Below are 23,138 nucleotides of genomic sequence, written 5' to 3'. Positions count from 1 at the left end.
ATGAACAGCCGCATCGTGTGGCTCCTCGGCGCCGGCCTGCTCTTGCTGGCCGGCGTCTGCTTTGCGGGCGAGGCGCCGGAGGCGACGCCTGTGGGCGTCAATCCGAATCCGGTTCGCCTGATGCGCCCGCCGGTCGCGCCGCTGTCGGCGATGGCGCTGCTCGGCAAGGAGATCTTCTACGACGTCTCGCTGTCCTCGTCGGGCAAGCTCGCCTGCGTCTCCTGCCACAGCCCGGACCACGCCTACGGCCCACCCAATGACGGGCCGGTGATGCTCGGCGGCGCCACGCTGTCGCGGCAGGGCATGCGCGCCGTGCCGTCACTGACCTATCTGGAGCGCCAGCCGGTCTTCAGCATCGGCCCGGACAAGGGTGACGACGACCACGTCATCGATCTCGCGCAGATGGCCGCGGTCGGCCAGCAGGCCGCGCGCGCCACGAAGACCGCCGGCGGATCCGCGGCCTCGGCGGCCAACATCGTGCCGCAGGGCGGCCTGTTCTGGGATGGCCGGGCCGAGACCCTGCAGGAGCAGGCGCTGTTTCCGCTGCTCGATCCCAACGAGATGGACGGCGGCAGCATCGACATCGTCGCCGACAAGTTGCGCAAGGCGCCTTACGCCGCGCGCTTCACCGACCTGTTCGGGCCTGGCGTGTTCGGCAATACCGGCCTGCTGGTCTCCGAGGCGATGTTCGCCGTCGCGCGCTATCAGATCGAGGATGTCAGCTTCCATCCCTACACCAGCAAGTACGACCACTGGCTCGAAGGCAAGGCGCGGCTGTCCGAGAGCGAGTTGCGCGGCCTCAAATTGTTCAACGATCCCGACAAGGCCAATTGCGCGGGCTGCCATACCTCGGCGCCGACCCTCGACGGCCTGCCGCCGCTGTTCACCGACCATCAATACGAAGCGCTCGGTGCCCCGCGCAATACCGCGCTCGCCGGCAACGGTAACCCCGGTTATTTCGACCTCGGGGTCTGCGGCCCGCACCGCACCGACATCGCCGAGCAGACCCAATATTGCGGGATGTTCGTCACGCCAAGCCTGCGCAACACCGCGACGCGCCGCGCGTTCTTCCACAACGGCGTCTTTAGCAGCCTCGAGCAGGTGCTCGACTTCTACAATTTCCGCGACACGAATCCGGAAAAGGTGTTTCCGCGCGCGGCCGACGGCTCGGTGCAGAAGTACGACGATCTGCCCGCGAAATATCACGCCAATGTCGACGTCACCGATCCGCCCTTCGACCGCAAGGCGGGCGATCAGCCGGCGATGACCGCGCAGGACGAGGCCGACATCATCGCGTTCCTGAAGACGCTGACGGATGGGTATCGCGCGGAGCGGTGAGGGGGCTAGATCCCTGCCACCGGCGTTTCGTGAATATTCAACAGGCCCAGCGCCATAGGTGACATCTCAGGTCTAATAAGCCACATTCGCCAAATGTCCTTTGCCTGCCAACGCGACGAAGAGCGCCCCTGATGCCGCAAGCCGGATGGGAGTCGCTCGGGCAGTGGGGTGACGATGCAACTCGCATCGAACGACTCTCCGGCGGGGTCGCCAACGACGTGTGGAGCGTGCGCGTCCACGGGCAGCTTGCGGTCGGTCGTCTGGGTAGCAGGAGCGACGCCGATCTCGCATGGGAGACCGGGCTGCTCCAGCACCTCGACCGTGCAGGCCTGACCGTGCCGGTGCCGATCCCGACGACAGACGGCCGGCTGTTCGCGGACGGCCTGATGGTGATGACATATCTGGAGGGCACGCCGCCCGAGACGGAAGCCGACTGGCGTCGCGTGGCCGACACGCTGCGCAAGCTGCATCTGATCACGCAGGGCTGGCCGCAGCGTCCGGGCTGGCGATCGTCGACCGACCTGCTGCATGCCGAGACCGGCACGAGGATCAATCTCGGCGCAATGCCGCCAGAGGCCGTTGCGCGATGCCGCGCCGCGTGGGCGCGGCTCGTCGGACGCGAGAGGTGCGTCGTCCACGGCGATCCCAACCCGCGCAACATCCGCATATCAGCCGATCGGGTCGCGCTGATCGACTGGGACGAGTCGCATGTCGACGTCCCCGATCTCGACCTCGCGCTGCCCCACAACGCCGGCGGTCTCGACGCCGCCGCGCATGACATCGCAGCCCAGGCCTCGGCCGCTTGGGAAGCCGCCGTCTGCTGGGACGATGATTTCTCAAGGAAGCGGCTTGCACAGGTTCGCGCGGTCTGACTCACGAGCGAACATGAATTTGCGCGGCTGTGATGGCGCTTTGACCTAGGTCAAGACTCTCCGCCCGGATTCACCTTGGAGGTAGAGCAACCAACTTTCGGAGCGACTGCAATCTTAGCCCCGTGCGCAACGCCGATGAGGGAGCTTGTAGATGGGTATCCTTGACGAGCTAATGGGTGGTGGCCAACGCCAGAGGGAGTACCGGGACTTCATTGATCGATACGAACAGGGAGACCCGTCGCAGGGCTACTCCGATCAAGAGGTTCTCAAGCGGTATGGTGATGTGTCACACGCCGTGCCGCCTGACCAGTACGCGCAGGCAGCAACAGAAGCGTTGGGCAAGCTTTCGCCGGAGGAGCGGGCGGCGTTCGTGAAGATGTTGCAGGAGCGCGCCATGGCGCGCGGCGTGGCGCTACCGAGACAAGTGGCGCCCGAACCGAAGCAACTGGGCGAGGTGCTCACCGATCTGCATGGGAAGCCCGGTCAGCTCCGGGATATTCTCGGCGGTGGCGACGCCCAGCCTCAAGAGCAAGCACAACCGTCGAACCCGATCTTCGACATGCTTGCGTCCCCGCAGGCAAAGGCCGTGCTCGCAGGTATCGCGGCCATGGTGGTCAAGCGTGTCATGCAGGGGTCCCGAAGCGCGTAGCGCACGCGTGAGGCCCGCAGGAGACCTGCAGCATCTGCGTTGGGCAGCGATTGGCCAAGGTCCATGGCACAACTTTACGGCTTCCCCCTTCTCTTCCTTTTTCTTGGTGGCGTCGGCGTTGTCTTCTTGGCGCACGAAATCGGATGGCAACTTGGCAAGCGGAATGAGGGCAAAGGCGTCAGCAACCATCTGGCCGCGCTGGAGCAAGTGCTTCTCGGAATGGTCGCCTTGATGGTTGGTTTTAGCTTTCTGATGGCGCTCACGCGTTTCGACGCGCGACGCGAAGCGACAGTCAATTTGGCCAACGCGATAGGCACCACGGCCTTGCGTGCGCGCTTGCTGCCAGAGCCCACCCGGACAGAGACACTGAAGTTGCTTCGGGAAAATGCCGAGATGCGGACGGCCCTTTCCACGTCCGAGAAAGCGCGGACGGTGCTTTTGGCTCGTACGAACGAAATCCAGGAGAAGTTATGGGAGCATGCGAAGACTCTTTCCGCCAATGACAAGGAAATGGTGCCCACCGGGCTCTTTATCCAGTCGCTCAACGAGATGATCGACAACCAGGCGAAGCGTCTTGCAGAACTGCGAAACCAGATTCCGGAAGAAATAATGGCCGCGCTGTTTGCGATTTGCGCCATTTCCTGCGGATTTGCAGGCTACGCGAACAGGCTGGACCCGCTTCGGTCTCGCTGGCCTAGCCTCACCACAGCAACGCTGGTCAGTGCCGTCATATTTCTCATCATTGATCTGGATTCCCCACGCGCCGGATTCCTGAAGGAGGACGTGCGACCCATGGTTGATCTGGTGGCCGGCATGCCGGTTATCCCTGACTAGGGCCAAACGATCTCTTCGTCATTCGCGTGGCGGGTAATGGTCTGGGCACCGAGGTGCTTGACGGAGATTTCGATCGTCACGAACGCGGCGCTGGCGGCTTACCTCCGGCGCCTCACGACCTCGCTGGATTTATCGAACTGGGTGAGGCGATCGTCCAGTCGAGCCGTATTGCCTCATATATCAAATCTTGAAACTTGGCGAAGTACGACCGGGTCGACAGCGCTCAGGCCGCAAACACCAGGATCATGAGCGCGCCCCAGGTCGTCAGCAGGATGTTCGCAACCGGATAGGCCGGAGTGTAGCCGAGCACCGCGACGGGACTGCCTGAGCGTTCCTGGACTGCCGCCATCGACGCCGTTGCGGTTTGAGCGCCGGCGAGGGCGCCGAGCAGGAGGATGGGATGCATCCGAAGGCCGAAATGGCCGACGAGCAAACCAACGATCTGCGGCAGAAGGGTCACCACCACGCCGCCGTACAGCAGCGCGACACCGACCTCTCTCAAAGCCGAGAGGAAGACCGGGCCCGCCTCGATGCCGGTGAGTCCGACGAAGGCGGACAGGCCAAGCGACGTCATGAGGGCGACGGCGCCCCCGGGGATCCGCCCGAACAGCGGAAAATGGGTTCGGAGATGTCCGACGAGAAGGCCCGCCAGCAGCGTCCCTACGCTCGTACTCAGCGACAGCGTGACGTGTCCGACGGACACGGTCATGAGGACGCCGACGACGCCACCCAGGAAAATCGCGAGACCCAGAACGAAATAATCGATGCTCGCGTCCGGAGCGACGACCGCTCCGATCCTTTCGGCCGCGTTCTGCGCGAGCGTCTCCGGACCAATGATGCGAAGCAAATCTCCACGCTGCAGGGTGATCCCGTCTGCCACAGGGATCTCCTGACCGCCGCGGCTGATCGATCGCAGGTAGACACCGCGAGCCCAGTCCTTTCCTGATATGACCGCGAGACTTGCGCCGGCAAGCTCTGCACGCATCAGCAGGACGTCCGCGGCCAAGAGAGGTACGTCGAGAAGCTCCTTGTCGTCGATCTCGTTGGCACGGGATCTCGTCAGTTCAACGATCGCTTCGCGCGGCCCGGAGAGCGCAATGACGTCGCCTCCCGCGATCGTCATGGCGGGATCCGCCTCGAGAATGCGCTCCCGGCGCCGAATCCTGTGCAGGAACAGCCGATGCTCGGGAAAGCGGGCCTCTGCGGCGGCCACGGTCAGTCCGCACAGCGGAGAATCTTCGGCCACTCGATAGGCGCGCAATTCGAATTTCCGCAGGGCCGATGCCAGACCGGGCCTCGTGCGGCTCATGCCCAAACTCTGTTCCAGCCTGAGCGCTTCCGTTCTGAGGTCGATCCTGAGGAGCGCCGGCGCGATCATGGTGCTGAAGATGATCACGCCGGCATAGCCGAAAATGTAGCAGACCGCATGAGCCACGGCGATGTGGGCGACGATCGATCCACGCTCCGCTTCGGGCAGGGCCAAACCGTTTGCCGCGTCCGTCGCCGTTCCAATGGCGGCACTCTGGCTCAGGGCGCCCGACATCAGCCCGGCCGCAAATCCTGCGTCCAATCCCAGCACCTTGGCCATGACGATCGAGGTAGCGAGACCGGTGATGCACACGACGACGGCCAGCAGCATGGGCTTCAGCCCGTCGCGCTTCAGGGCTTGCATGAATTGCGGACCGACCGAGTAGCCGATCCCGAACAGGAACAGCAGGAACAGAAAGGATTTCGTCATGCCTGCGACAGGCACGGGCGCGAGCCAGCCGATGAACAGGCCTGCAAAGAGAGCGCCGGCGACCGGGCCGAGGCTGAAGGTGCCGATCTTGATGTTGCCGATCCCGTAGCCCGCGGCGATCACAAGGAACAGCGTGAGTTCGGGATAGCGAACCAGAAATTGCTCAAGCCAGGCAAGCATTCCGCGAGCCCCCTCCAGCGGCCGGCTCCCCGTGTGCAGACATCGACAAGGGAGGCTTTGACGACAAATCGCGAGTGGCAGCATCCCGCCTTGGCGATGAGCCATGCCGCGCCGGCCGACGACGGTTCAGCTTTATCGGGCTGCGACTATCGACGTCCTTCGGCAGACCCTATTCGTACAGCGCGCAAGTCGTCCCGCTCCATCGCAGGCATCTGCGGGCTGTTCGGCGAGTCTGGCGGATCGTGGTTCTTGCAACGCAGACCCCGTCGACCCGGGTTCTGCCGGGTCCGCAGCCGACGGCGACTGGCGTGACCATGTCATCCGGCGCCGCAATCAGCGCGGGCGTGAAGGCGTGCGCCGATGTTGCGAGCGTCAAGGCGAAACCTGCCGCAGCAATCCATTTGATCATGGGAGGCCTCCTGCGTGTGTCGTCGAAAGCTATCTCGTGGCGTCAGCCTTCGACGCCATGCGTTGTGGGTTGGCGCCGCGGCTGCAATCGAGAATGCTGCTGGCGCCTCAAGTGTGCCAGCGAGCGAGGTTGCCAGTTGGCCCCTGTCGAAGAGGCGGCAGGACGGCCGCTCCTGCCATGATGAGGTCGAACTGCTACTGGCACGTATAGGTGTGACCGTCGTCGAGCTTGATGACGCCGCCGGGCGTGCATTTGAGGCCGTTGCGCGTCGAGTAATCCTCCCATCCGGCATAACCGTAATAGGGGCTACGTCCTAAATAGGCCCGGTGTGGATAGAGGGGTTGCCCAAAATAAGGATCGGTCTGGGCCGCGTAAGCGTTGCTCCAGTTGTTGCTGCCCCATCCTCCATAATAGGGTGAGGTCGCGACGGCGGCGGCCGTGCCGACGGCGGCGGCGGTGCCGACGGCGGCGGCACCAGCGACAGCCCCGCCAACCCCATATCCATACGCCGCACGGCGCGTTTGCCGACGCGCAACGCCGGCAGCGCTGACGGGTGTCAGGGGACGACCGACGCGGGCCTCGGCACTATCGACCGACATCGAGACCCCGCCTTGTCCAGACCAGCCGAAGGAGACGAGTGTAGCGCACGCGAAGGTCGCAATTGCAATGGCAGACTTGCTTACCTGTTTCATTGCTCTCTCCTTTCAAGGACGCCAACGCCGCAACACCTCATGACCGAAGTGAGCGCGGCTTGATCCAGATCAAGCCAATCGACGTTTGTTCTCGGCCGACGATGGTGTGGCGCATGTCGTGCCGTTGGCATGTGGCGTGTGCCCGCCGCGATGCAGGACGTCGCGCAACCAGATGCCGGGACGATATCGCCAGGGCCCGTTGTCAAACGCGATTCCCTGATCGCCGAGATCGGCATGCCGACGAGCGTGAACAGCGTCGCGAATACGATCGCGCTGCTGCCAGCTGCACCTGGCGGCGAGTGGCGTCGGCGTGCCGACCATCAATCAGACGGTCTCGACGCTGCCCGGGTCACGCTGAAGCGCCGCGAGATTGCAGCCGTTCCCGGCGGGTATTAGCGTTTGCAGCAAGACGTAGGCAATGCTACATAATAAAGCGTTGGCAATCCCGAAAGCTGCTGAAAGGCTGGAGTCGATGCAATTTTGTACATTTCCGCGCCGTCACCTCCGTTGGGCCGGCCGGGCGGCTCGTGTCGCCGGCCGTGTTTCCGCGGGCGCCGTGCCTGGCTTGATCGGCACGATGAGTTCCGCGCTCGCCCAGCAGGGGTCTGACGGTGCGCCGGTTGCGGCCGCCACGCTGCCGCGCGATCTCAGCCCCTGGGGCATGTTCATGCAGGCCGATATGATCGTGAAGGCCGTCATGATCGGGCTTGCGTTCGCGACCCTCGTCACCTGCATCGTCTGTCTGTCCAAGACGATCGAGCTGATCGGCGCGCGCCGCAGCGTGGGGCGGGCGCTGCGCGCGCTTGCGGCTGCGCGCAACATGGACCAGGCCGTGCGCGCCGTCCGCGACGGGCCGGTGGCCCGGTTGCTCGACGGCGCCGTTGCCGAGCTCGATCTCAGCACCGATCGGATGGACTGCGACGGTATCAAGGCGCGGATCGTGTCTCGCCTGCAGCAGATCGAAGCTGCCGCCGGCCGGCGTATGGCGTTCGGGACCGGCGTGCTCGCGACCATCGGCGCAACCGGCCCCTTCGTCGGCCTGTTCGGCACGGTCTGGGGCATCATGAACAGCTTCATCGGCATCTCGAAATCCCAGACCACCAATCTCGCCGTGGTCGCGCCCGGCATCGCGGAAGCGCTGCTGGCGACTGCGCTCGGGCTCGTCGCCGCGATTCCGGCCGTGGTGATCTACAACCTCTTCGCACGCCAGATCGGATCGTTTCGCGCCTTGCTCGGCGAGGGGTCGTCGGAGATCGCGCGACTGGTGGGGCGGGATCTCGATGGCGGCATGATCGCCGGAAAACCGCGGCTCGCCGCAGCGGAATGAACCAATGGCGATCAATCTCAACCAGGCCGGCGGCGATCTTGCCGAGGTCAACGACATCAACGTGACGCCGTTCATCGACGTCATCCTCGTGCTTCTCATCATCTTCATGGTTGCGGCGCCGCTCGCGACGGTCGACATCGCCGTCGATCTGCCGGCGTCGAATGCGCAGCCGCATCCGCGGCCCGACAAGCCGGTGTATCTCACGGTCAAGCCCGATCTCTCGCTGTCGGTCGGCGATGCGGCGGTGAGCCGGGCTGCACTGGCCGGCGCGCTCGATGCCGCGACCAACGGTCAGAAGGACACACGCATCTTCCTTCGCGGCGACCAGCTCGTGCCCTATGGGGAGATCATGAAGGTCATGAACGGGCTGCGAACCGCGGGCTATCTCAAGGTGGCGCTGGTTGGGCTGGAGCAGACGACCGAGCCATGATGCGTCTCGCTGCGGAAGATGCCTCCGATCTCAAGCGTTGGACCCTCAGCAGTCTCGCCGTCCTGACCATGTACGGCGCCCTTGCGGCGACAGCCGTGACGTGGCCCCGGCCTGACGATTTCGATCCTGCCGAACCATCCGGAGCCGTGGTGGTCGACCTTGCGCCGATGCCCGCCGCGCCATCGGCGACGCCGACCGACATCCCTCCCGGGCCGGAGCAGGTGATGTCGGAGGCGCGTCCCGCGGCGAAGCCGGAGGTCGCGCAGCCCGACGATGCGCCGGAGCTTCCGCAGACCGCCAATCCCGAGGCCGTGGTCGATGCGCAAACCAGGGCGCAGCCTGATGCAGCGCCGGAGCAGCAGGCCGCGGCCACGACGTCGGCGCCGCCGGCGATATCGGAACGCATCGCGCCGGTGGCGGCCGCGCCGATGCAGGGACAACCGGATCAAAAGAATTCGCAGGCCGTTGCGACCTGGCGGTCGCAGATCCTGGCGCTGGTCGAGCGCAACAAGCGCTATCCGGACGCGGCGCGCTCGCGGCGCGAGCAGGGCATCACCCAGGTTCGCTTCACGCTGGACCGCAACGGCATCGTCGGCGATCCGCGCGTGATCCAGAGCTCCGGCTCCGATGCGCTGGATGGCGAAGCCATCGCCCTGTTGAAGCGCGCCCAGCCATTTCCCGCGCCGCCCGATACGTTTGCCGGGCCCGTCGTCGTGGTCCGGCTGCCGATCCGTTTCACCGTCAAGTAGGGTGTTCGTCGGCCGCGTCGAAAACGTGACAACGCCTCATCCCGAATTGATCGCGCATCAGTTCTTTGCGATGTCGGCACCGAACTTGTAGTTCAGGCCGAGCCGGATGGCGTCGGTGCGCACCTGCGCATCGGAATCGAAGGCGGTTGCCACGCCGGCCGCCAGGTTCGGCGTGGCGCGGAATGTGCCGAGGTCGGAGTGGAGGTACTCGATCCGTCCGGTCCAGTTGGCGAACAGCCGGCTTTCCAGTCCCGCGCCGACGGCCCAGCCGAAGCGGAACGTATCGACGCTGTAGGGCATCGTGGTGGCCGCGCCCGTCGTCGTGAAACCCGATACCGTTCCTGACGAACTCACGGTGCCGAAGGGGACGCCCGCCGTGAGATAGGCGAGCGTCATGGGGGTGACGGCAACGCCGACCCGGCCGCGAAGCGAGGCCATCCAGTCGAGCCGGTAGTTCATGTCGGCCGTCATCGGGGCATTGAGCGGAAGCAGCGCCGCATTGCAGGCAGCGGTGGGGCAGGTGGTGGACGAGTGGCCGCGCTGGTTGCCATAGACGAAATCGCCTTCGATGCCCGCCAGCATCCGGCCCATCGTCCAGTTGTAGCCGGCCTGCACGCCCAGGCCCGCGTGGTCGAGCCCGGCGCTCGGCTGTTCGCCATAAAGCGGTGTCTGGCTCGCATTGTCGATGAAGCCGGCATAGGTCTTTGCGGCGCCCCACGCGAACCCTGCGTTGCCGCCGGCATAGAAGCCGCCCCAGGTCCAGCCTGTTGCGGACGGCGTCTGACGGAAGATCGAGGGAACGTCCTGCGTGCGCGCAGCGCCGATCCGCGTTGCCTCGGGCGCATCGGCGCCGTATTTGACGTTGAGGAACAGCTTGACCGTGCGGCCCGGCTGCAGGATCTCGTCCTTGTGGAACTGCACGGAGTTGCGGATGTCGGCGTTGAGAAGGTTGTCGCCGATCAGGCCGGTTGCCACGTCCACGGCGCCCCAGGGCGAATCCTTCCATCTCTGCCGATGCTCGATCTGGAGCTTGAGCAGATTGTAGCCGTCGGTCGGCGTGTCGAATTGCGCATAGTCGTTCTGCTTGAAGGCGTGCAGCAGGTTCAGCCGCGCGTACCAAGCGTCGCTGCGCCAGTAGACGCCGCCGCCGAGCCGCATCGGCGGGATGCGCGGCACGTTGCTGCCGTCGGTGAAGGTGGCGCGTACCATGTCGAACTGGCCCTCGAGCCCGAAGATGCCGCCCGAGAGCGGGAGGGCGTCCCATTGCCACGACAATTCGCCGCCGCGGAAGATCGCGTCGCGCTGGGAGTAGGCGACCTGGATGTAGTCGCCGGTGCCGCCGGCCACGCAGGTCGCAAAGGTCGCTCCGCAGAAATTGCCCGTCGACTGGCCGAAGATGAACTTGTCGTAGCGGGTGTAATACAGATTGGCGTCGAATCTGACGTCGCCGCGCGTGCGCTTCAGGCCGATCTCCGCGGTGTTGGCGGTCTCGAGCGTCAGGTCGGGATTGCCGATCTTGAAGGTCTTCTCCGAATCGTCGGGGCCGCTCGCGAACAGTTCGAGCGCGCGCGGCGCGCGCTGGATCCGCTGCAGCGTCAGGCTGGCCTGCAGATATGACGGAAGATCCTTGATGACCCCGAAGCTGACGCTCGTCGGCAGGAAGTCCGAGCGGGACGGCGTGCTCGTGGGCGCGCCCGGCGGCGGCAGGTAGCTGCTCGGAAATCCGAACGAGGTACCGGCGACGTCGACGGATTCGATGCGCGCGGCGAATTGCGTTCGCAGCGTGTCGGTGTGCCGCATCTCCTCGAAGAAATACCCCGCAGCGGTCGTGGTCTGCGCCGGAAGCAGGATCGCCTGACCAAGCGTGTCGAGCCGTTGGTATGCGCCCTGCACACCGATGATGCTGGTCAGTGCGCCGAGTGGCGTCGCCACCGGCTGGCTCTCCACTTCGACCTTGCCCTCGGTCTGGCGGTTCTTGAACGTCGCGCCGATGGTCTGGAAGGTGCCGAAAGCGGTCTGGTTGACGTCGATCTCGTCATGTCGGTAATCGGAATAGCCGAGCCAGTAGCGGACCGCGGCGATCGCCGCGGCATCGGGACGATACTCACCCTTGCTCATGATCTTGGTCTGCTCGAGATCATTGTGCTGCTGGCTGTCGGCCGATGCGATGCCGGGGACGTGGTAGTCGCTGGTGAAGCGGGAGATCGACAGGCCGGCATATCCGCCGTCGAACAGATAGGAGCCGCCGATCGCCGCACCGGCGCTCTGCATGGCCGAGTTCGGCTGCCGCCCGTTGAAGGCCGGTGCCGGACTGGGCGGGACCAGATAGGGGTAGCTCGGGATGCGATAGTCCTGGGCGCCGCGGCCGTAGACGTCGGCGTGCACGGCGGCGTTGCCTGAGCCGGCATCCAGCAGCAGTCCGCTTTCCCAGCCGCTGTCGCCCGAGGTGACGGCCGAGCGCAGCTCCGCCGCCATGCCGCCGACTGGTGCGGCGGTCGGAATCCGGTTGTTGGTGACGTCGACGATGCCGCCGACGGCCTGCGAGCCGAAGCGAAGCGCGCCCGGTCCGCGAAACACCTCCGTCTTCTGCAGCGCCAGCGGATCGAGCGGCACGCCGTGATCCTGCGCAATGTCGGAGACGTCGACGCTGCCGATGCCGTTTTCCTGGATCCTGACCTTGGCGTCGGACAGCCCGCGCAGCACCGGGCGCGAGGATTGGGTCGACAGGCCTGCCGACGTCGCTCCGGGGGCGGTGAAGAACAGATTTCCGAAGCTCGGACTGGTGCTCGACTGGATCTGGCCGCTGGTCAGCGCCGATGGCGCGAAGGGCTGCGTGTCGGATGCGACCGCGGGCGGAGTGGTCGCGGCCGGCGCGGGCGTTGGGCGAGATGCCGTCCGTCGGGCCGGCTCATCGCGGCCGGTGCGGCGTGTCGCCTTGGGCTGCCGTCCTTCGACCGTCACCTGAGGAATGTCGACCTCTGCCGGACCGGCAGCCTGTGCGGGCGATGTCGACGGCGACGGTTGTGATGCGGTGGAGGGAGGCGGGGCCGGGGGTGACGGGACACCGGACGCCGCCGGGACTGGCGTGGAGGTGCCGGAAGCAGGCGGTGCGTCCGGTGCCGCGGCCGGCTGGGTCTGGGCCGGGCTGTCGGTCGACGGAGACGGAGCCTGCTGGGCCGCCGCTAGTCCCTGCAACCAGATCAAGGCGACCGACGTCGTGCCCAACAGAACCGAACGAGCGACGCAAACACGCATTCCCAACCCCCAAAGGCGCGCCCGCAAGCGCGTTAGCAAGAGCACTAACATGTAGCTTTGGCTACAATTGAAGAGCGTCAGCTACGATGTCAAGGCGGGGCTGTTGCAATTGCGAAGCTGTTGCAAGAAGGCGACAGGACAAACCGTCAGCTTGCAATGTCCTGCCGCGGAGCCCATGGTTCGGCGCGGAAAGACACGGATTCTCCAATGAGCCGGAAGGCTTCACCTGTTCGCAAACAATCGCTGCACGCTCTGCCGACGGAACAGGCGCAGGCCCGACGTTTCGGCAAAGCACGCTCGGCGCGATCGACGGCGATCCTGGAGGACTATGTCGAGTTGATCGCCGATTTGATCGAATCGACGGGCGAGGCCCGCGCCACCGATATTGCGAGACGGCTCGGTGTGTCGCATCCAACAGCCATCAATACGATCGCACGGCTGAAGCGCGAGGGATTGGCTACGGCCCGTCCTTACCGTGGCATCTTCCTTACGGAGAAGGGGGATGTCCTCGCAAGGCGGGTACGAGCGCGCCACCGTCTCGTGCTCGAGGTGCTGCTTGCACTCGGCGTGCCGCATGAAGCTGCCGAAGCAGATGCCGAAGGCATCGAGCACCACGTGTCGGAAGCGACGCTCAAGGCGTTTTCGGAGTTTCTTAGGGGATCGCGGGTCAAGAAGGCCAGCTGACGGTTCGGCTGCGTTGCCGAGATGTGTCGCCGCTGCCTCGACCCCATCCGCCAAAACCTCTCATGATGTGAAACGTCCATGATAGCGCCCGAAGCGTGTTCCGCTTCCAGCGCCGCACAAGCCCACTTCCTGCATAGGAGCCTGCCGCTTTCCACCGCAACCGGGAGGCTGTTCCGGAACCGCCCCGGCGTGTAGGCTCTTGATCCTGCTGGCCAACCATAAGGCCACGACAAGGGAACAAGCAGACGAGGGAGAGTTCAAGCAGCCATGACCGACCTCCGATACGTGGCACCGCGCACGCTTGATGAAGCGATTGGCGCATTCGCTGCCGCCGGAAGTGCCGCCCGCATTATGGCAGGCGGCACCGATTTGTTGGTGCAAATGCGATCCGGCCTGGTGCGGCCGGGATTGATCGTCGACATCAAGAAGATCGGCGAGATGACCGAAATTACGGAGACCGCCGATGGCGGCTTCCGCGTGGGCGCTGCCGTCTCCGGCATGGCGCTCGCCGAGCATGCCAAATTCGGCAAGGTCTGGCCCGGCGTGCTCGAGGCCGTGAACCTGATCGGCTCCAAGCAGGTGCAGGGCCGCGCCTCGGCCGGCGGCAATCTCTGCAACGGCTCGCCCGCCGGCGACAGCGTGCCGGCACTGATCGCATCCGGCGCCGTCGTCACCCTGCAGGGCCCGAACGGCCGCCGTGAGATGAAAGTGGAGGAGGTGCCGGCCGGGCCCGGTCGCACCAACCTCAAGCCGGGCGAGATTCTCGTCAGCTTCACGCTGCCGCCGCGCCCCGCTGGGTCGAGCGACGCGTACCTGCGCATGATCCCGCGCACCGAGATGGACATCGCCGTTGTCGGCCTCGGCGTCAGCCTCACCTTGAAGGACGGCGTCTGCACCGCCGCCCGCGTCGGCCTCGGCGCGGTGGCGCCGACTGCGCTGCTGGTCGAGCTCGCCGCGAAGGCGCTGATCGGCTCCAGGCTCGATGATGCCGCGCTGGAAGCGGCAGCTGCCGCCTGCCGCGCCGCATGCCGTCCGATCGACGACAAGCGCGGCACCATCGCTTACCGCATCAAGACCGCAGGCGTGCTGCTCAAGCGCACCGTTGCCATCGCCGCCCAGCGCGCCGGAGGACAATAACACCATGGCGAAACTTCACGTCACGACGTCCGTCAACGGCGAGCCCGTGGAATTCCTCTGCGAGCCCTATGACACCATGCTCGACGCGCTGCGCGGCCAGCTCGGCCTGACCGGCTCGAAGGAGGGCTGCTCGTCCGGCGATTGCGGCGCCTGCTCGATCACGCTCGACGATCGCCTCGTCTGCTCCTGCCTGATGCTGGCGGCGGAAGCCGAGGGGCATGAGATCAGGACCATCGAGGGCATGGCCCACGGCGACAAGCTTCATCCGCTGCAGCAGAAATTCCTGGAGCACGCCGCGCTCCAGTGCGGCATCTGCACCTCGGGCATGCTGGTCGCCTCGGAGGCGCTCCTGAAGAAGAACGCGAACCCGACCGAAGAGGAAGTCCGCTTCTGGCTCGCCGGCAATCTTTGCCGGTGCACCGGTTACGACAAGATTGTCCGCGCGGTGATGGAGACCGCGGCCGAAATGCGGGGAGCTTAAGCATGAACGTCGTCAACAACAAATGGATCGGCCAGCGCACCATCCGTCCCGATGGCGTCGACAAGGTCACCGGACGCGCGGCGTTTGCCGCTGACACCAACATGCCCGGCATGATCTGGGGCAAGGTGCTGCGCAGCCCGCATCCGCATGCGCGGATCAGGTCGATCAACACCGCGAAGGCCGAGGCGCTGCCGGGCGTGAAGGCTGTGGTCACCGCGCGCGACATCGTGGATTTCACGATCGAGAAGGGCGCGGTGATGCTCGGCATCCAGGACATGCGCTGGATGTGCCGCAACGTGATGGCGCGCGAGAAGGCGCTGTTCCCCGGCCATCCCGTCGCAGCGGTGGCCGCGACCACGGAGGCGATCGCGGCGGAGGCCTGCAAGCTGATCGAGGTCGACTACGAGGTGCTGCCCTGGGTGATCGAGATCAACGATGCGCTCAAGCCCGGCGCGCCGATCCTGCACGAATTCAACAAGGTCGATGGCAAGCCGTCGAATCTCCTCGGCAAGCTCGAGGTGAAGAAGGGTGATATCGCAAAAGGCTTTGCCGAGGCCGAAATCATCGTCGAGCACACCTTCACGACGCGCCCGGTGCACCAGGGCTATATCGAGCCGCATGCCTGCCTCATCTCGGTGGCGGCCGACGGCAAGACCACGATCTGGTCGTCGAGCCAGGGCCAGTTCATGGTCCGCGCCATGACGTCGATGCTGACGGGCATCCCGCAGAGCGACATCCGCGCGATCCCCGCCGAGATCGGCGGCGGCTTCGGCGGCAAGACCATCGTCTATCTCGAACCGCTCGCCACCATGCTGGCCAAGAAGTCGGGCCGTCCGGTCAAGATGGTGATGACCCGCGAGGAGGTGATGCGGGCGACCGGTCCCACATCGGGCTCGAAGAGCATTGTGAAGATCGGCGCCAGGAAGGACGGCACCATCGTCGCCGCGCATGGCGCGTTCTTTCTGCAGGCCGGTGCGTTCCCGGGCTCGCCGATCCGCGGCGCGGTCGGCTGCAGCTTTGCGCCCTATGATATCCCGAACGTGCTGTCGGAGGGCTTTGACGTCTGCTCCAACCGCTCCAAGGTCGCGGCCTATCGCGCGCCGGGTGCACCGATCGGCGCCTATGCGGTCGAATGCGTACTCGACGAGCTCGCCGAGAAGCTGAAGATGGACCCACTGGAGCTGCGCCTGAAGAACGCGGCGAAGGAGGGGACGAAAGCGGCGCATGGCCCGGTGTTCCCGCGCATCGGTTACATCGAGACGCTGGAGGCGGCGAAAAACCATCCGCATTATGCGGCGCCGCTCGGCAAGCTGCAGGGCAGGGGCGTCGCGTCCGGTTTCTGGTTCAACGCGGGCGGCGAATCTTCCGCGCAGGTCAACATCACCGAGGACGGCAACGTCGTCGTCACCACGGGCCATCCCGATATCGGCGGCTCCCGCGCGGGGATCGCCAACATCTGCGCCGAGCTGCTCGGCATCGACTACAAGCGCATCTCCGTGATCATCGGCGATACCCAGACGGTCGGCTTCTCCAATCTCACCGGCGGCAGCCGCGTGCTGTTCGCCTCCTCGATGGTGGTGACGCAGGCGACCGACAAGGTGATCAACACGCTCCGTGAGCGCGCGGCCAAGATCTGGGAGATCGATCCGGAAGCCGTGAAGTGGGAGAACGGCGCCGCGCATCCGGCAAGCCCCAATGCCGGCCAGTTCGAGCCGTTGACCCTCGCGGATCTCGCCGACAAGGCGCCGTCGCAGGGCGGCCCGATCGGCGCCAGCGTGCAGCTCAACACCCAGGGCGCCGAAGGCGGCTTCGGCACCCATATCTGCGACGTCGAGGTGGACGTCGAGCTCGGCATCGTCAGGGTGATCCGCTACACGGCGGTGCAGGATGTCGGCCGCGCCGTGCATCCGAGCTATGTCGAGGGCCAGCTGCAGGGCGGCGTCGCGCAGGGCATCGGCTGGGCGCTGAACGAGGAGTACATCTACAACCGCGACGGCAAGGTCGATAATCCCGGCTTCCTCGACTATCGCATGCCGGTCTGCTCGGATCTTCCGATGCTCGACTGCGTGCTGGTCGAGGTGCCGAACCCCAAGCATCCGCAGGGCGTCAAGGGCGTCGGCGAGGTGCCGCTGGTGCCTGTCATGGCGGCGGTCTCGAACGCCGTCTACAACGCGCTCGGCAAACGTTTCTATCATTTGCCGATGTCGCCGCCGAAAGTGTCCGAGGTGCTCGACGCGCCGACCCGACAGGCGGCGGAGTGATCGCTCGGGGCGGATGACGAATCCGCCCCACTTGCTATCCTGCGATCTGATTCTCTCGCAGGTACCAGCTAAGGCCGTGGTCGCAATCCTCATCGCACTCCTGATTTTCGTGCTGCTCACCGGTGCGATGCTCGTGACCATGGCGATCCATGCCCGGCTCGGCGAGCATCACCGCGGCGACGACACCAACACCTCGGTGCGGCTGGTCGCCACCCTGTTCGTCACCATGCCCTCGCTGCTGCTGGGCCTGATGATGAACAACGCCGCCAACACCTATGTGGCGGTCGACCGCAACATGCACGTCTTCGCCACCGACCTGATCCTGCTCGACCGCAGCATGCGGCCGCTCGGCCCGAGCGCCGAGGAGCCGCGCAAGCGGCTGCTCGCCTATGTCGAGCAGGTGCTCAAGGATGTGCCGATCTCGCGCGCCAGCGAGGTCTCCGAGCATCTGCTCGACGAGGTCGGCAACAGCCTGCGCGAGCTGCGCTTCGACGACGAGCAGAAGGTCGCGCTGTGGAACGATGCCCGCTCGCTCTACCGGCAGGCGGTGCAGCAGCGCTGGACCTTCGTCGAGCAGTCCGAGGGCTGGTTTCCGTCGCCGCTGATCTGCATCCTGGTCGGCTGGCTGACGCTGATGTTCGCAACGCTGGGCTTCCGCGCGCCGCGCAACGCGGTGGTGATCTCAACCTATGTCGCCGCGGCCGCGCTGATCTCGGGCGCGATCTACCTGATGCTCGACATGAGCACGCCGTTCTCCGGCCCGCTGCAGCTCTCGGACCGGCCGCTGGTGCGTGCGGCGGCGGAGATCAGGCGGTAGCGCGTCCTCATCGCCGCGACAGCGGCGCAGGCGGCGGTGGCTCCGTCGCACCTGCCGCGAGCGAGCGCTGCACCATCACGCTGTCGGACCAGCGGCCGTGGCGATAGGCGACGCCGGGCAGGCGCCCGACGCGCGCAAAGCCGAAGCGGTCGTGCAGCGCCAGCGAGGCGGCATTGTCGCCGTCGATATAACCGATCATCTGGCGGAAGCCGGCGGCGGCGCAGGTGTCGATCAGCTCCTGCAGCAGGATCCGCCCGACGCCCTGGCCGACATACTGGTGATGCACATAGATCGAGTGCTTCACGGTGTAGCGATAGGCCGGCCGCTTGCGGAACAGCACGACATAGGCGTAGCCGACGACCTCGCCATGCTCGACCGCCACCAGATGCGGCAGCCGCGTGTTGCGCAAATTCTTGCGGCGGTCGCGCAGATCGTCGGGCTCCGGCGTACCGGTGTCGTCGACGCTGTCTTCGACGCCGTGACGGATATGGCGGCGGTAGATCGAAAGCATCGCATCGACGTCGGAATCGCGCGAGGCGCGCACCGTGATCCGGCGTTCGGGCGGCATGATCCCGTCGCTCATTCCGCCACCACATAGGTGTAGAAGCGAACGCGGCCGGACGCATCGGTCTCCTTGTAGACGCCCTGGATCTCGACCTCGAAGCCGGGGAAGGCGTTGAAGCTCGCCTCGAACATCCGCAAATAGTCGATCATCGGCCGGGTCTGTTCCGACAGCCGCTCGCCGGGCACGATGGTCGCGATGCCCGGCGGATAGACCACGAACGGCGTCGCCGCGACGCGGCCAACGATCTCGTCGATCGGGAGATAGTCGACGTCGTTGCGCACCAGGTAGCGCGACGCCTCGCGCGGCGACATCGCGATCTCGGGCAGATGCTCCGGCAGGAACTGCTTGGCCTGCAGCGCGCTGACATTGGCGTCGCGGAAGAAGCGGTGCATGTCGCCGCAGAGATCGCGCAGGCGCACGCCCGCATAGCGGTTCGGCCGCCGGCGGAAGAATTCCGGGATCACGTCCTCGACCAGCGCATTGTCGTCATGCAGCTTCTTGAACGCAACGAGGCCGCTCACCAGCGTGCCGGCCTTGCTGGCCTCGACGCCGGGGGTGAGCAGGAACAGCAGCGAATTGAGGTCGTTCTTCTCGGCGACGATCTGGTTCTCGCGCAGATATTGCGCGACCACGGGGGCGGGGATGCCGTGATCGGCATAGGCGCCGGTCCGGTGATCGAAGCCCGGTGTCAGCAGGGTCAGCTTGTTCGGATCGGTCATGGCAAAGCCGGCGGTCACGTCGGCAAAGCCGTGCCAGCTCTCACCCGGCTTGAGCTGCCAGTAGGCCGGATTGGTCGCGAGCTGATCGGTCGAGATCGTCTCCCAGGCCACATCATGCACGCCGTTCTCGCGCGCGACATCCGGGATCATCACACGATCAGGCACGAACGGCTCGAAGAACCAGCGCCGCTCGGCGCGCGCCTCGTTCTCCTCGAACTCGCGCTTCACGGCGCGGATCTTCTTGCGCAGCTCGATGCCGAGCCGGATCGTGTCGTCCCACAGCACCTCGCCGGAACGGCCCTTCATCATTTGCGCGCCGACGTCGAGCGAGGCGAACAGCGGATAGAACGGCGAGGTCGAGGCGTGCTGCATGAAGCTTTCGTTGAAGCGGCGGTGCTCGACCCGGCGCTTCTGGCCCCTGATGTGGCGGTCGCGGATGTGGATCTGCGAGGCCTGCGAGAAGCTCGCGAGCTGCTTGTGGGTCGATTGCGTCGCGATGATGCCGGGCGCCTCGGGGCCGAGATCGGCAAGCCCCATCGCGAAGCGCCCCGCATAGATCGGGTGGAACTTCATGAAGCCGGCCCAGGCCTCGTCGAACAGGATGTAGTCGCAGAGATGGCCGATCTGCTTCAGGATCATCTCGGCGGAATGGATTGTGCCGTCATAGGTGCACTGCTCGACCACGGCGACGCGGAACGGGCGCGGCTTCTTCCAGGCGTTTTCGTCCTTCACCAGCGGATGCTTGCGGATGCGGTCGCGAAGCTGGCCTTCATCGAGCAGGTCCCAGCGCATCGGCCCGATCAGGCCCCAGGCGTTGCGCACGGTCGGCACATAGACCGGAATGCCGCCGCCGATCAGCAGCGCGCCGTGATGGGCGGCCTTGTGGTTGTTGCGGTCGAACAGCACGAGATCGCCGTCGGTGACCAGCGATCCCAGCGCGACCTTGTTGGAGGTCGAGGTGCCGTTGAGCACGAAATAGGTCTTCTCCGCGCCGAAGATCTTCGCCGCTTCCTTCTGCGCCCGCAGCGCCGGCCCCTCATGGGTGAGGAGGTCGCCGAGATCGAGCACGGAATTGTCGAGGTCGTCGCGGAACACCGCTTCGCCGAGATGCTCGACGAACACCCGCCCGATCGGACTGCGGCTGTAGAACACGCCGCCATTGTGGCCGGGGCAGGTCCACAGCTGGTTGCCTTCCTCGGCATAGTCGACCAGCGCGCCGAAGAACGGCGTCTTCAGCGTCTCCGCATATTGCTTGAGGCGGCTGATCAGATTCTTGGCAATGAAGGGCGGCGTCTCCTCGGAGAGGAACACATAGCCGTCGATGAAATCGAGCACCTCGACCGGCAAATCCTCGAACCGCTTGCGGCGGATCAACAGGACGATCGGGAAATCCAGCCCGCGCCGCCGCATCAGATTGATCAGCGAGGCGGTCTTGCCTTCCAGCCCCTTCTTGCCCCAGTCAACCACCATGCAGCCGATTGCCGCATCGGTCTGCACCGCAATCTCGGCGTCCTCCAGCTTGCGGGCCCGCACCACCTCGAAGCCGGAGCGCTCGATTTCGGTGATGATCTGGTTGAAGCGGATGCCTTCGAGGTCGTCGGCCTCGAACACGGGGGCGGCGAACAGGAAGTTGAAGCGTTTGAAATAGTCCATGCGTGTCCTCGAACTGTGCCGGCAACGTGTCGGCACATTTCATGACAGGCAGATGACAATGGGCGATCGAATGCAGGATGGGCGGAGCGACTTGTCCGCCGTAGCTCGAAGAGCGAAGGCGGAAGCGATATCCATCACCTTCGTGCCGCATGATGAGATGATGGCTATCGCTGCGCTCCACCCATCCTACCAACGAAAATCTTTGCAAACAGCAAAACGCCGCCGGACCTTTGTCCGACGGCGCCTGCTGATTGATGTCAGTCCGATCGATGTCAGCGCGGATTAGCGACCGCCACCGCCGCCACCACCGCCGCCGCCACCGCCACCACCGGCAGTCAGCATGCCCTGGTTGTAGCGCGGGTCGGTCTGCTTGATGTAGGGAGGCGAGATGTCGCCGTCACCGACGCGGATGACGGACGTGCGACGGCCGGTCTCCTGCTGATACTGCACCATGCTGCAGGAGCGCTTCGAGGACGAGTTGCAGAGCGGGTCATACACCGTGAACGCATTCGCCGCGGTCGAGGTCAGCGCCGTCGAAGCGACGATGACGGTCAGCGTTGCGGTGGTCGCCAGCGTCGTGGTCGCCGCCGCCGTGAACAATGCAAGTCTTGATGTGAACGACATGGGTTGTTCCAGTCCTTGGTTTTCGGCGGGACCGGAATGGCCCGCTCGCAGGGTTGGACTGCGCGTGCCCGATCTTGGTTCGAGGGGGCCCAGAAAATTTCCGCAGGCCAGGCCTGCGGCAGGCCGTCGCAGGAATGTGATCCACCAAACCGAATCGGTTTGTCCGAATGATCCGGGCCTGCTGGCCGGCATTGAACCGATTTCTTCGCGGCGCAGCATCCTGGATGCGATTCCGCTTGATCGCATCATGATCTAGAATCGGCGGAACGAAGCGGTGTGCCGCCGCTTGCCTTGGGCGAGCTATTTGGGCGAGCGATTTGGGCGAGCGAAGTGAAGCGCCGACGGCGGAGGATCGCTCCGGAGTTTTGTGACAGCCAGGGAGACCGACATGCCTGCAGCAGCAGCCGACCACGTCTACAAGATTCTGGAACTGGTCGGATCGTCAGAGAAGAGCGTCGAAGCGGCGATCGAGAATGCCGTCAGCCGCGCCTCGAAGACGATCCGTGAGATGAAATGGTTCGAGGTGGTGCAGACCCGCGGCCATATCGAGGACGGCAAGGTCAAGCATTACCAGGTGACGCTGCGCGTCGGCTTCACGCTGGAGTAGGGCGACGGTGAGATGGACTGTAGGGTGGGCAAAGCGATAGCGTGCCCACCCTCGTGAGCACGTCGTGAACGGTGGGCACGGCGCAAGTGCGCCTTTGCCCACCCTACGAAACGTCGTTCAATACACCAGCCCCGTGCCCGGCGGTTTCTCCAGCGCCTCCGCCAGCGAGCGATACTCCGCGCAATCGGTGCCGCAGATCGCGGCGATCCGGCTGAGGTGATATTGCGCCTGCTCGCGGTTGCCCTGTTCGAGCTGCCAGAGGCCGTAATACTGCCAGGTCAGCACGTGGTTGGGATCGGCTTTCAGCGCGCGCTCGTACCAGACTTGCGATGTCTTGTAGTCGCCGAGCTTGCGGTAGGAGTAGCCGATCAGATTGGCGACGTTTGGATGGTCGTCATGGCCGAGCGCCTTCAGCTGCGCGATCGCGTCGGCGTAATCGTTGCGCTCGTAGATCGTGGCGTAGGCGGTGCGGTAGCCCTCGCGGAACGCGGGGTCCTCGAAGCCGGATTGCTTGCTGGATTTCTTGCTCTTCGAGCTCTTCTTGTCGGATTTGGGCGGTGTTTGCGGATAGGTGTCCGCCGCCGGATCGCCGCCACCGCCACCGCCGCCTCCGGCCGCATAGGCCGTCATGGTTGATGGCGTCGCGACGAGCGCGAACGCAGATATCGCCAAAGTCGCAATCCTGATTGCGGGCTTGATCATGTGCACTCCTGCATGCGGTGAGGGGAGGAAGCCTTCCGACGGCTATAACTCCGCCCGAGGTCCGGCATTCCCTGCCACCGGTCCGCATTCACGAGGACGTGTAATGAAGTCCGTCCAAGCCACGGACTGTGGCAAGATCGACACGACGGGCAAATCAGAAAAAGCTGTCAAGGGGTGCGGGCAAAAATAATGTGATTTACACGAACTTCCGATTATGCTAACAATATGCCCGTCTCACCCGACACGAGGGGCGCTCGCGAACGCCACGAACGTGGGTGACGATGCGGTGGCCGCTGGGCGTGCAACAGGCGTGTGTGCGCAAGGCGGACGGTGAAGTCGTGTGGGCCTGCCGCCCCGATGCAGGTGGCAAGCACGCGAAAGGTCCAAAGCCGATCGCGGATGATGGTGGCACAAA

Annotated in this window: 22 protein-coding genes; 15 read left to right on the top strand and 7 right to left on the bottom strand. The window is 65.1% G+C overall.

Annotation, left to right across the window (positions count from 1 at the left end; genetic code table 11):
- The 4 genes from JQ604_RS17300 (at position 1) to JQ604_RS17285 (ending at position 3,693) form a co-directional block, all read left to right on the top strand.
- On the top strand, positions 1–1,338 hold the full coding sequence (locus JQ604_RS17300) for a cytochrome-c peroxidase (protein ID WP_212358712.1): 1,338 nt from the start codon (positions 1–3) through the stop codon (positions 1,336–1,338).
- 131 nt (positions 1,339–1,469) lie between these two features.
- Complete coding sequence (locus tag JQ604_RS17295) at positions 1,470–2,210, top strand: phosphotransferase (protein ID WP_212358710.1); 741 nt, start codon at positions 1,470–1,472, stop codon at positions 2,208–2,210.
- A 151-nt stretch (positions 2,211–2,361) separates the two neighbouring features.
- Complete coding sequence (locus tag JQ604_RS17290) at positions 2,362–2,859, top strand: hypothetical protein (protein ID WP_212358708.1); 498 nt, start codon at positions 2,362–2,364, stop codon at positions 2,857–2,859.
- Positions 2,860–2,922: 63 nt separating this feature from the next.
- A complete protein-coding gene (locus JQ604_RS17285; protein WP_212358706.1) occupies positions 2,923–3,693 on the top strand; it encodes a hypothetical protein in 771 nt (256 codons plus the stop codon).
- A gap of 223 nt (positions 3,694–3,916) precedes the next feature.
- Here JQ604_RS17285 and aspT read toward each other — a convergent pair whose 3' ends face one another.
- Both aspT and JQ604_RS41560 read right to left on the bottom strand, forming a co-directional pair.
- Positions 3,917–5,611: an aspartate-alanine antiporter gene (gene aspT / locus JQ604_RS17280; protein ID WP_212358704.1), complete on the bottom strand. Its 1,695-nt coding sequence runs from the start codon at positions 5,609–5,611 to the stop codon at positions 3,917–3,919.
- 603 nt (positions 5,612–6,214) lie between these two features.
- A complete protein-coding gene (locus JQ604_RS41560) occupies positions 6,215–6,712 on the bottom strand; it encodes a hypothetical protein (RefSeq protein WP_249158316.1) in 498 nt (165 codons plus the stop codon).
- 234 nt (positions 6,713–6,946) lie between these two features.
- Between JQ604_RS41560 and JQ604_RS17270 the strand changes: the two genes are divergently transcribed.
- The 4 genes from JQ604_RS17270 to JQ604_RS17255 all read left to right on the top strand — a co-directional run bounded on the left by JQ604_RS17270 (position 6,947) and on the right by JQ604_RS17255 (position 9,218).
- Positions 6,947–7,108, top strand: a complete 162-nt coding sequence (locus JQ604_RS17270; protein ID WP_212358696.1) for a hypothetical protein — start codon at positions 6,947–6,949, stop codon at positions 7,106–7,108.
- Between the two features lie 181 nt (positions 7,109–7,289).
- A complete protein-coding gene (exbB, locus tag JQ604_RS17265; protein ID WP_249158315.1) occupies positions 7,290–8,039 on the top strand; it encodes a tonB-system energizer ExbB in 750 nt (249 codons plus the stop codon).
- A 4-nt stretch (positions 8,040–8,043) separates the two neighbouring features.
- Positions 8,044–8,469: a TonB system transport protein ExbD gene (gene exbD / locus JQ604_RS17260; RefSeq protein WP_212358693.1), complete on the top strand. Its 426-nt coding sequence runs from the start codon at positions 8,044–8,046 to the stop codon at positions 8,467–8,469.
- The gene (locus JQ604_RS17255; RefSeq protein ID WP_212358690.1) at positions 8,466–9,218 is read left to right on the top strand and encodes an energy transducer TonB; all 753 of its coding nucleotides are present in this window, start codon (positions 8,466–8,468) and stop codon (positions 9,216–9,218) included. The genes exbD and JQ604_RS17255 overlap by 4 nt, the downstream gene beginning before the upstream one ends.
- A gap of 57 nt (positions 9,219–9,275) precedes the next feature.
- Here JQ604_RS17255 and JQ604_RS17250 read toward each other — a convergent pair whose 3' ends face one another.
- Positions 9,276–12,179: a TonB-dependent receptor domain-containing protein gene (locus tag JQ604_RS17250; protein WP_212358689.1), complete on the bottom strand. Its 2,904-nt coding sequence runs from the start codon at positions 12,177–12,179 to the stop codon at positions 9,276–9,278.
- Positions 12,180–12,680: 501 nt separating this feature from the next.
- Between JQ604_RS17250 and mntR the strand changes: the two genes are divergently transcribed.
- The 5 genes from mntR to JQ604_RS17225 all read left to right on the top strand — a co-directional run bounded on the left by mntR (position 12,681) and on the right by JQ604_RS17225 (position 17,853).
- Complete coding sequence (mntR, locus tag JQ604_RS17245; protein ID WP_212358687.1) at positions 12,681–13,157, top strand: manganese-binding transcriptional regulator MntR; 477 nt, start codon at positions 12,681–12,683, stop codon at positions 13,155–13,157.
- A 267-nt stretch (positions 13,158–13,424) separates the two neighbouring features.
- Positions 13,425–14,294 carry an FAD binding domain-containing protein gene (locus tag JQ604_RS17240; RefSeq protein WP_212358685.1) on the top strand — a complete coding sequence of 290 codons (870 nt, stop codon included), beginning with the start codon at positions 13,425–13,427 and terminating at the stop codon, positions 14,292–14,294.
- A gap of 4 nt (positions 14,295–14,298) precedes the next feature.
- Positions 14,299–14,775, top strand: a complete 477-nt coding sequence (locus tag JQ604_RS17235; RefSeq protein ID WP_212358683.1) for a (2Fe-2S)-binding protein — start codon at positions 14,299–14,301, stop codon at positions 14,773–14,775.
- Between the two features lie 2 nt (positions 14,776–14,777).
- Positions 14,778–17,036 carry a xanthine dehydrogenase family protein molybdopterin-binding subunit gene (locus JQ604_RS17230; RefSeq protein WP_212358681.1) on the top strand — a complete coding sequence of 753 codons (2,259 nt, stop codon included), beginning with the start codon at positions 14,778–14,780 and terminating at the stop codon, positions 17,034–17,036.
- 76 nt (positions 17,037–17,112) lie between these two features.
- Positions 17,113–17,853, top strand: a complete 741-nt coding sequence (locus JQ604_RS17225; protein WP_212358679.1) for a hypothetical protein — start codon at positions 17,113–17,115, stop codon at positions 17,851–17,853.
- A 7-nt stretch (positions 17,854–17,860) separates the two neighbouring features.
- On the opposite strand, the gene JQ604_RS17220 is transcribed toward JQ604_RS17225, so the two are convergent.
- Positions 17,861–18,436, bottom strand: a complete 576-nt coding sequence (locus JQ604_RS17220; protein WP_433996253.1) for an N-acetyltransferase family protein — start codon at positions 18,434–18,436, stop codon at positions 17,861–17,863.
- A complete protein-coding gene (locus JQ604_RS17215) occupies positions 18,433–20,790 on the bottom strand; it encodes an Orn/Lys/Arg decarboxylase N-terminal domain-containing protein (RefSeq protein ID WP_212358677.1) in 2,358 nt (785 codons plus the stop codon). The genes JQ604_RS17220 and JQ604_RS17215 overlap by 4 nt, the downstream gene beginning before the upstream one ends.
- Between JQ604_RS17215 and JQ604_RS17210 the strand changes: the two genes are divergently transcribed.
- Positions 20,789–21,076 carry a hypothetical protein gene (locus JQ604_RS17210; protein ID WP_212358675.1) on the top strand — a complete coding sequence of 96 codons (288 nt, stop codon included), beginning with the start codon at positions 20,789–20,791 and terminating at the stop codon, positions 21,074–21,076. The genes JQ604_RS17215 and JQ604_RS17210 overlap by 2 nt on opposite strands.
- Here the strand turns inward: JQ604_RS17210 and JQ604_RS17205 are convergent.
- Positions 21,073–21,414, bottom strand: a complete 342-nt coding sequence (locus tag JQ604_RS17205; RefSeq protein ID WP_212358673.1) for a hypothetical protein — start codon at positions 21,412–21,414, stop codon at positions 21,073–21,075. The two genes, JQ604_RS17210 and JQ604_RS17205, sit on opposite strands and share 4 nt — an antisense overlap.
- A 388-nt stretch (positions 21,415–21,802) precedes the next feature.
- Between JQ604_RS17205 and JQ604_RS17200 the strand changes: the two genes are divergently transcribed.
- The gene (locus tag JQ604_RS17200) at positions 21,803–22,021 is read left to right on the top strand and encodes a dodecin (RefSeq protein WP_212358671.1); all 219 of its coding nucleotides are present in this window, start codon (positions 21,803–21,805) and stop codon (positions 22,019–22,021) included.
- 117 nt (positions 22,022–22,138) lie between these two features.
- Here the strand turns inward: JQ604_RS17200 and JQ604_RS17195 are convergent, their stop codons facing one another.
- Entirely contained in the window at positions 22,139–22,723 is a 585-nt protein-coding gene (locus tag JQ604_RS17195) for a tetratricopeptide repeat protein (protein WP_212358669.1), read from the bottom strand.
- Positions 22,724–23,138 lie beyond the last annotated feature (415 nt).

This window comes from Bradyrhizobium jicamae (genome assembly GCF_018130695.1).
Taxonomy (GTDB): domain Bacteria; phylum Pseudomonadota; class Alphaproteobacteria; order Rhizobiales; family Xanthobacteraceae; genus Bradyrhizobium; species Bradyrhizobium jicamae_B.
The sequence above is the reverse complement of the archived record's forward strand: the minus strand, read 5'-3'. Positions and strand labels throughout refer to the sequence as shown.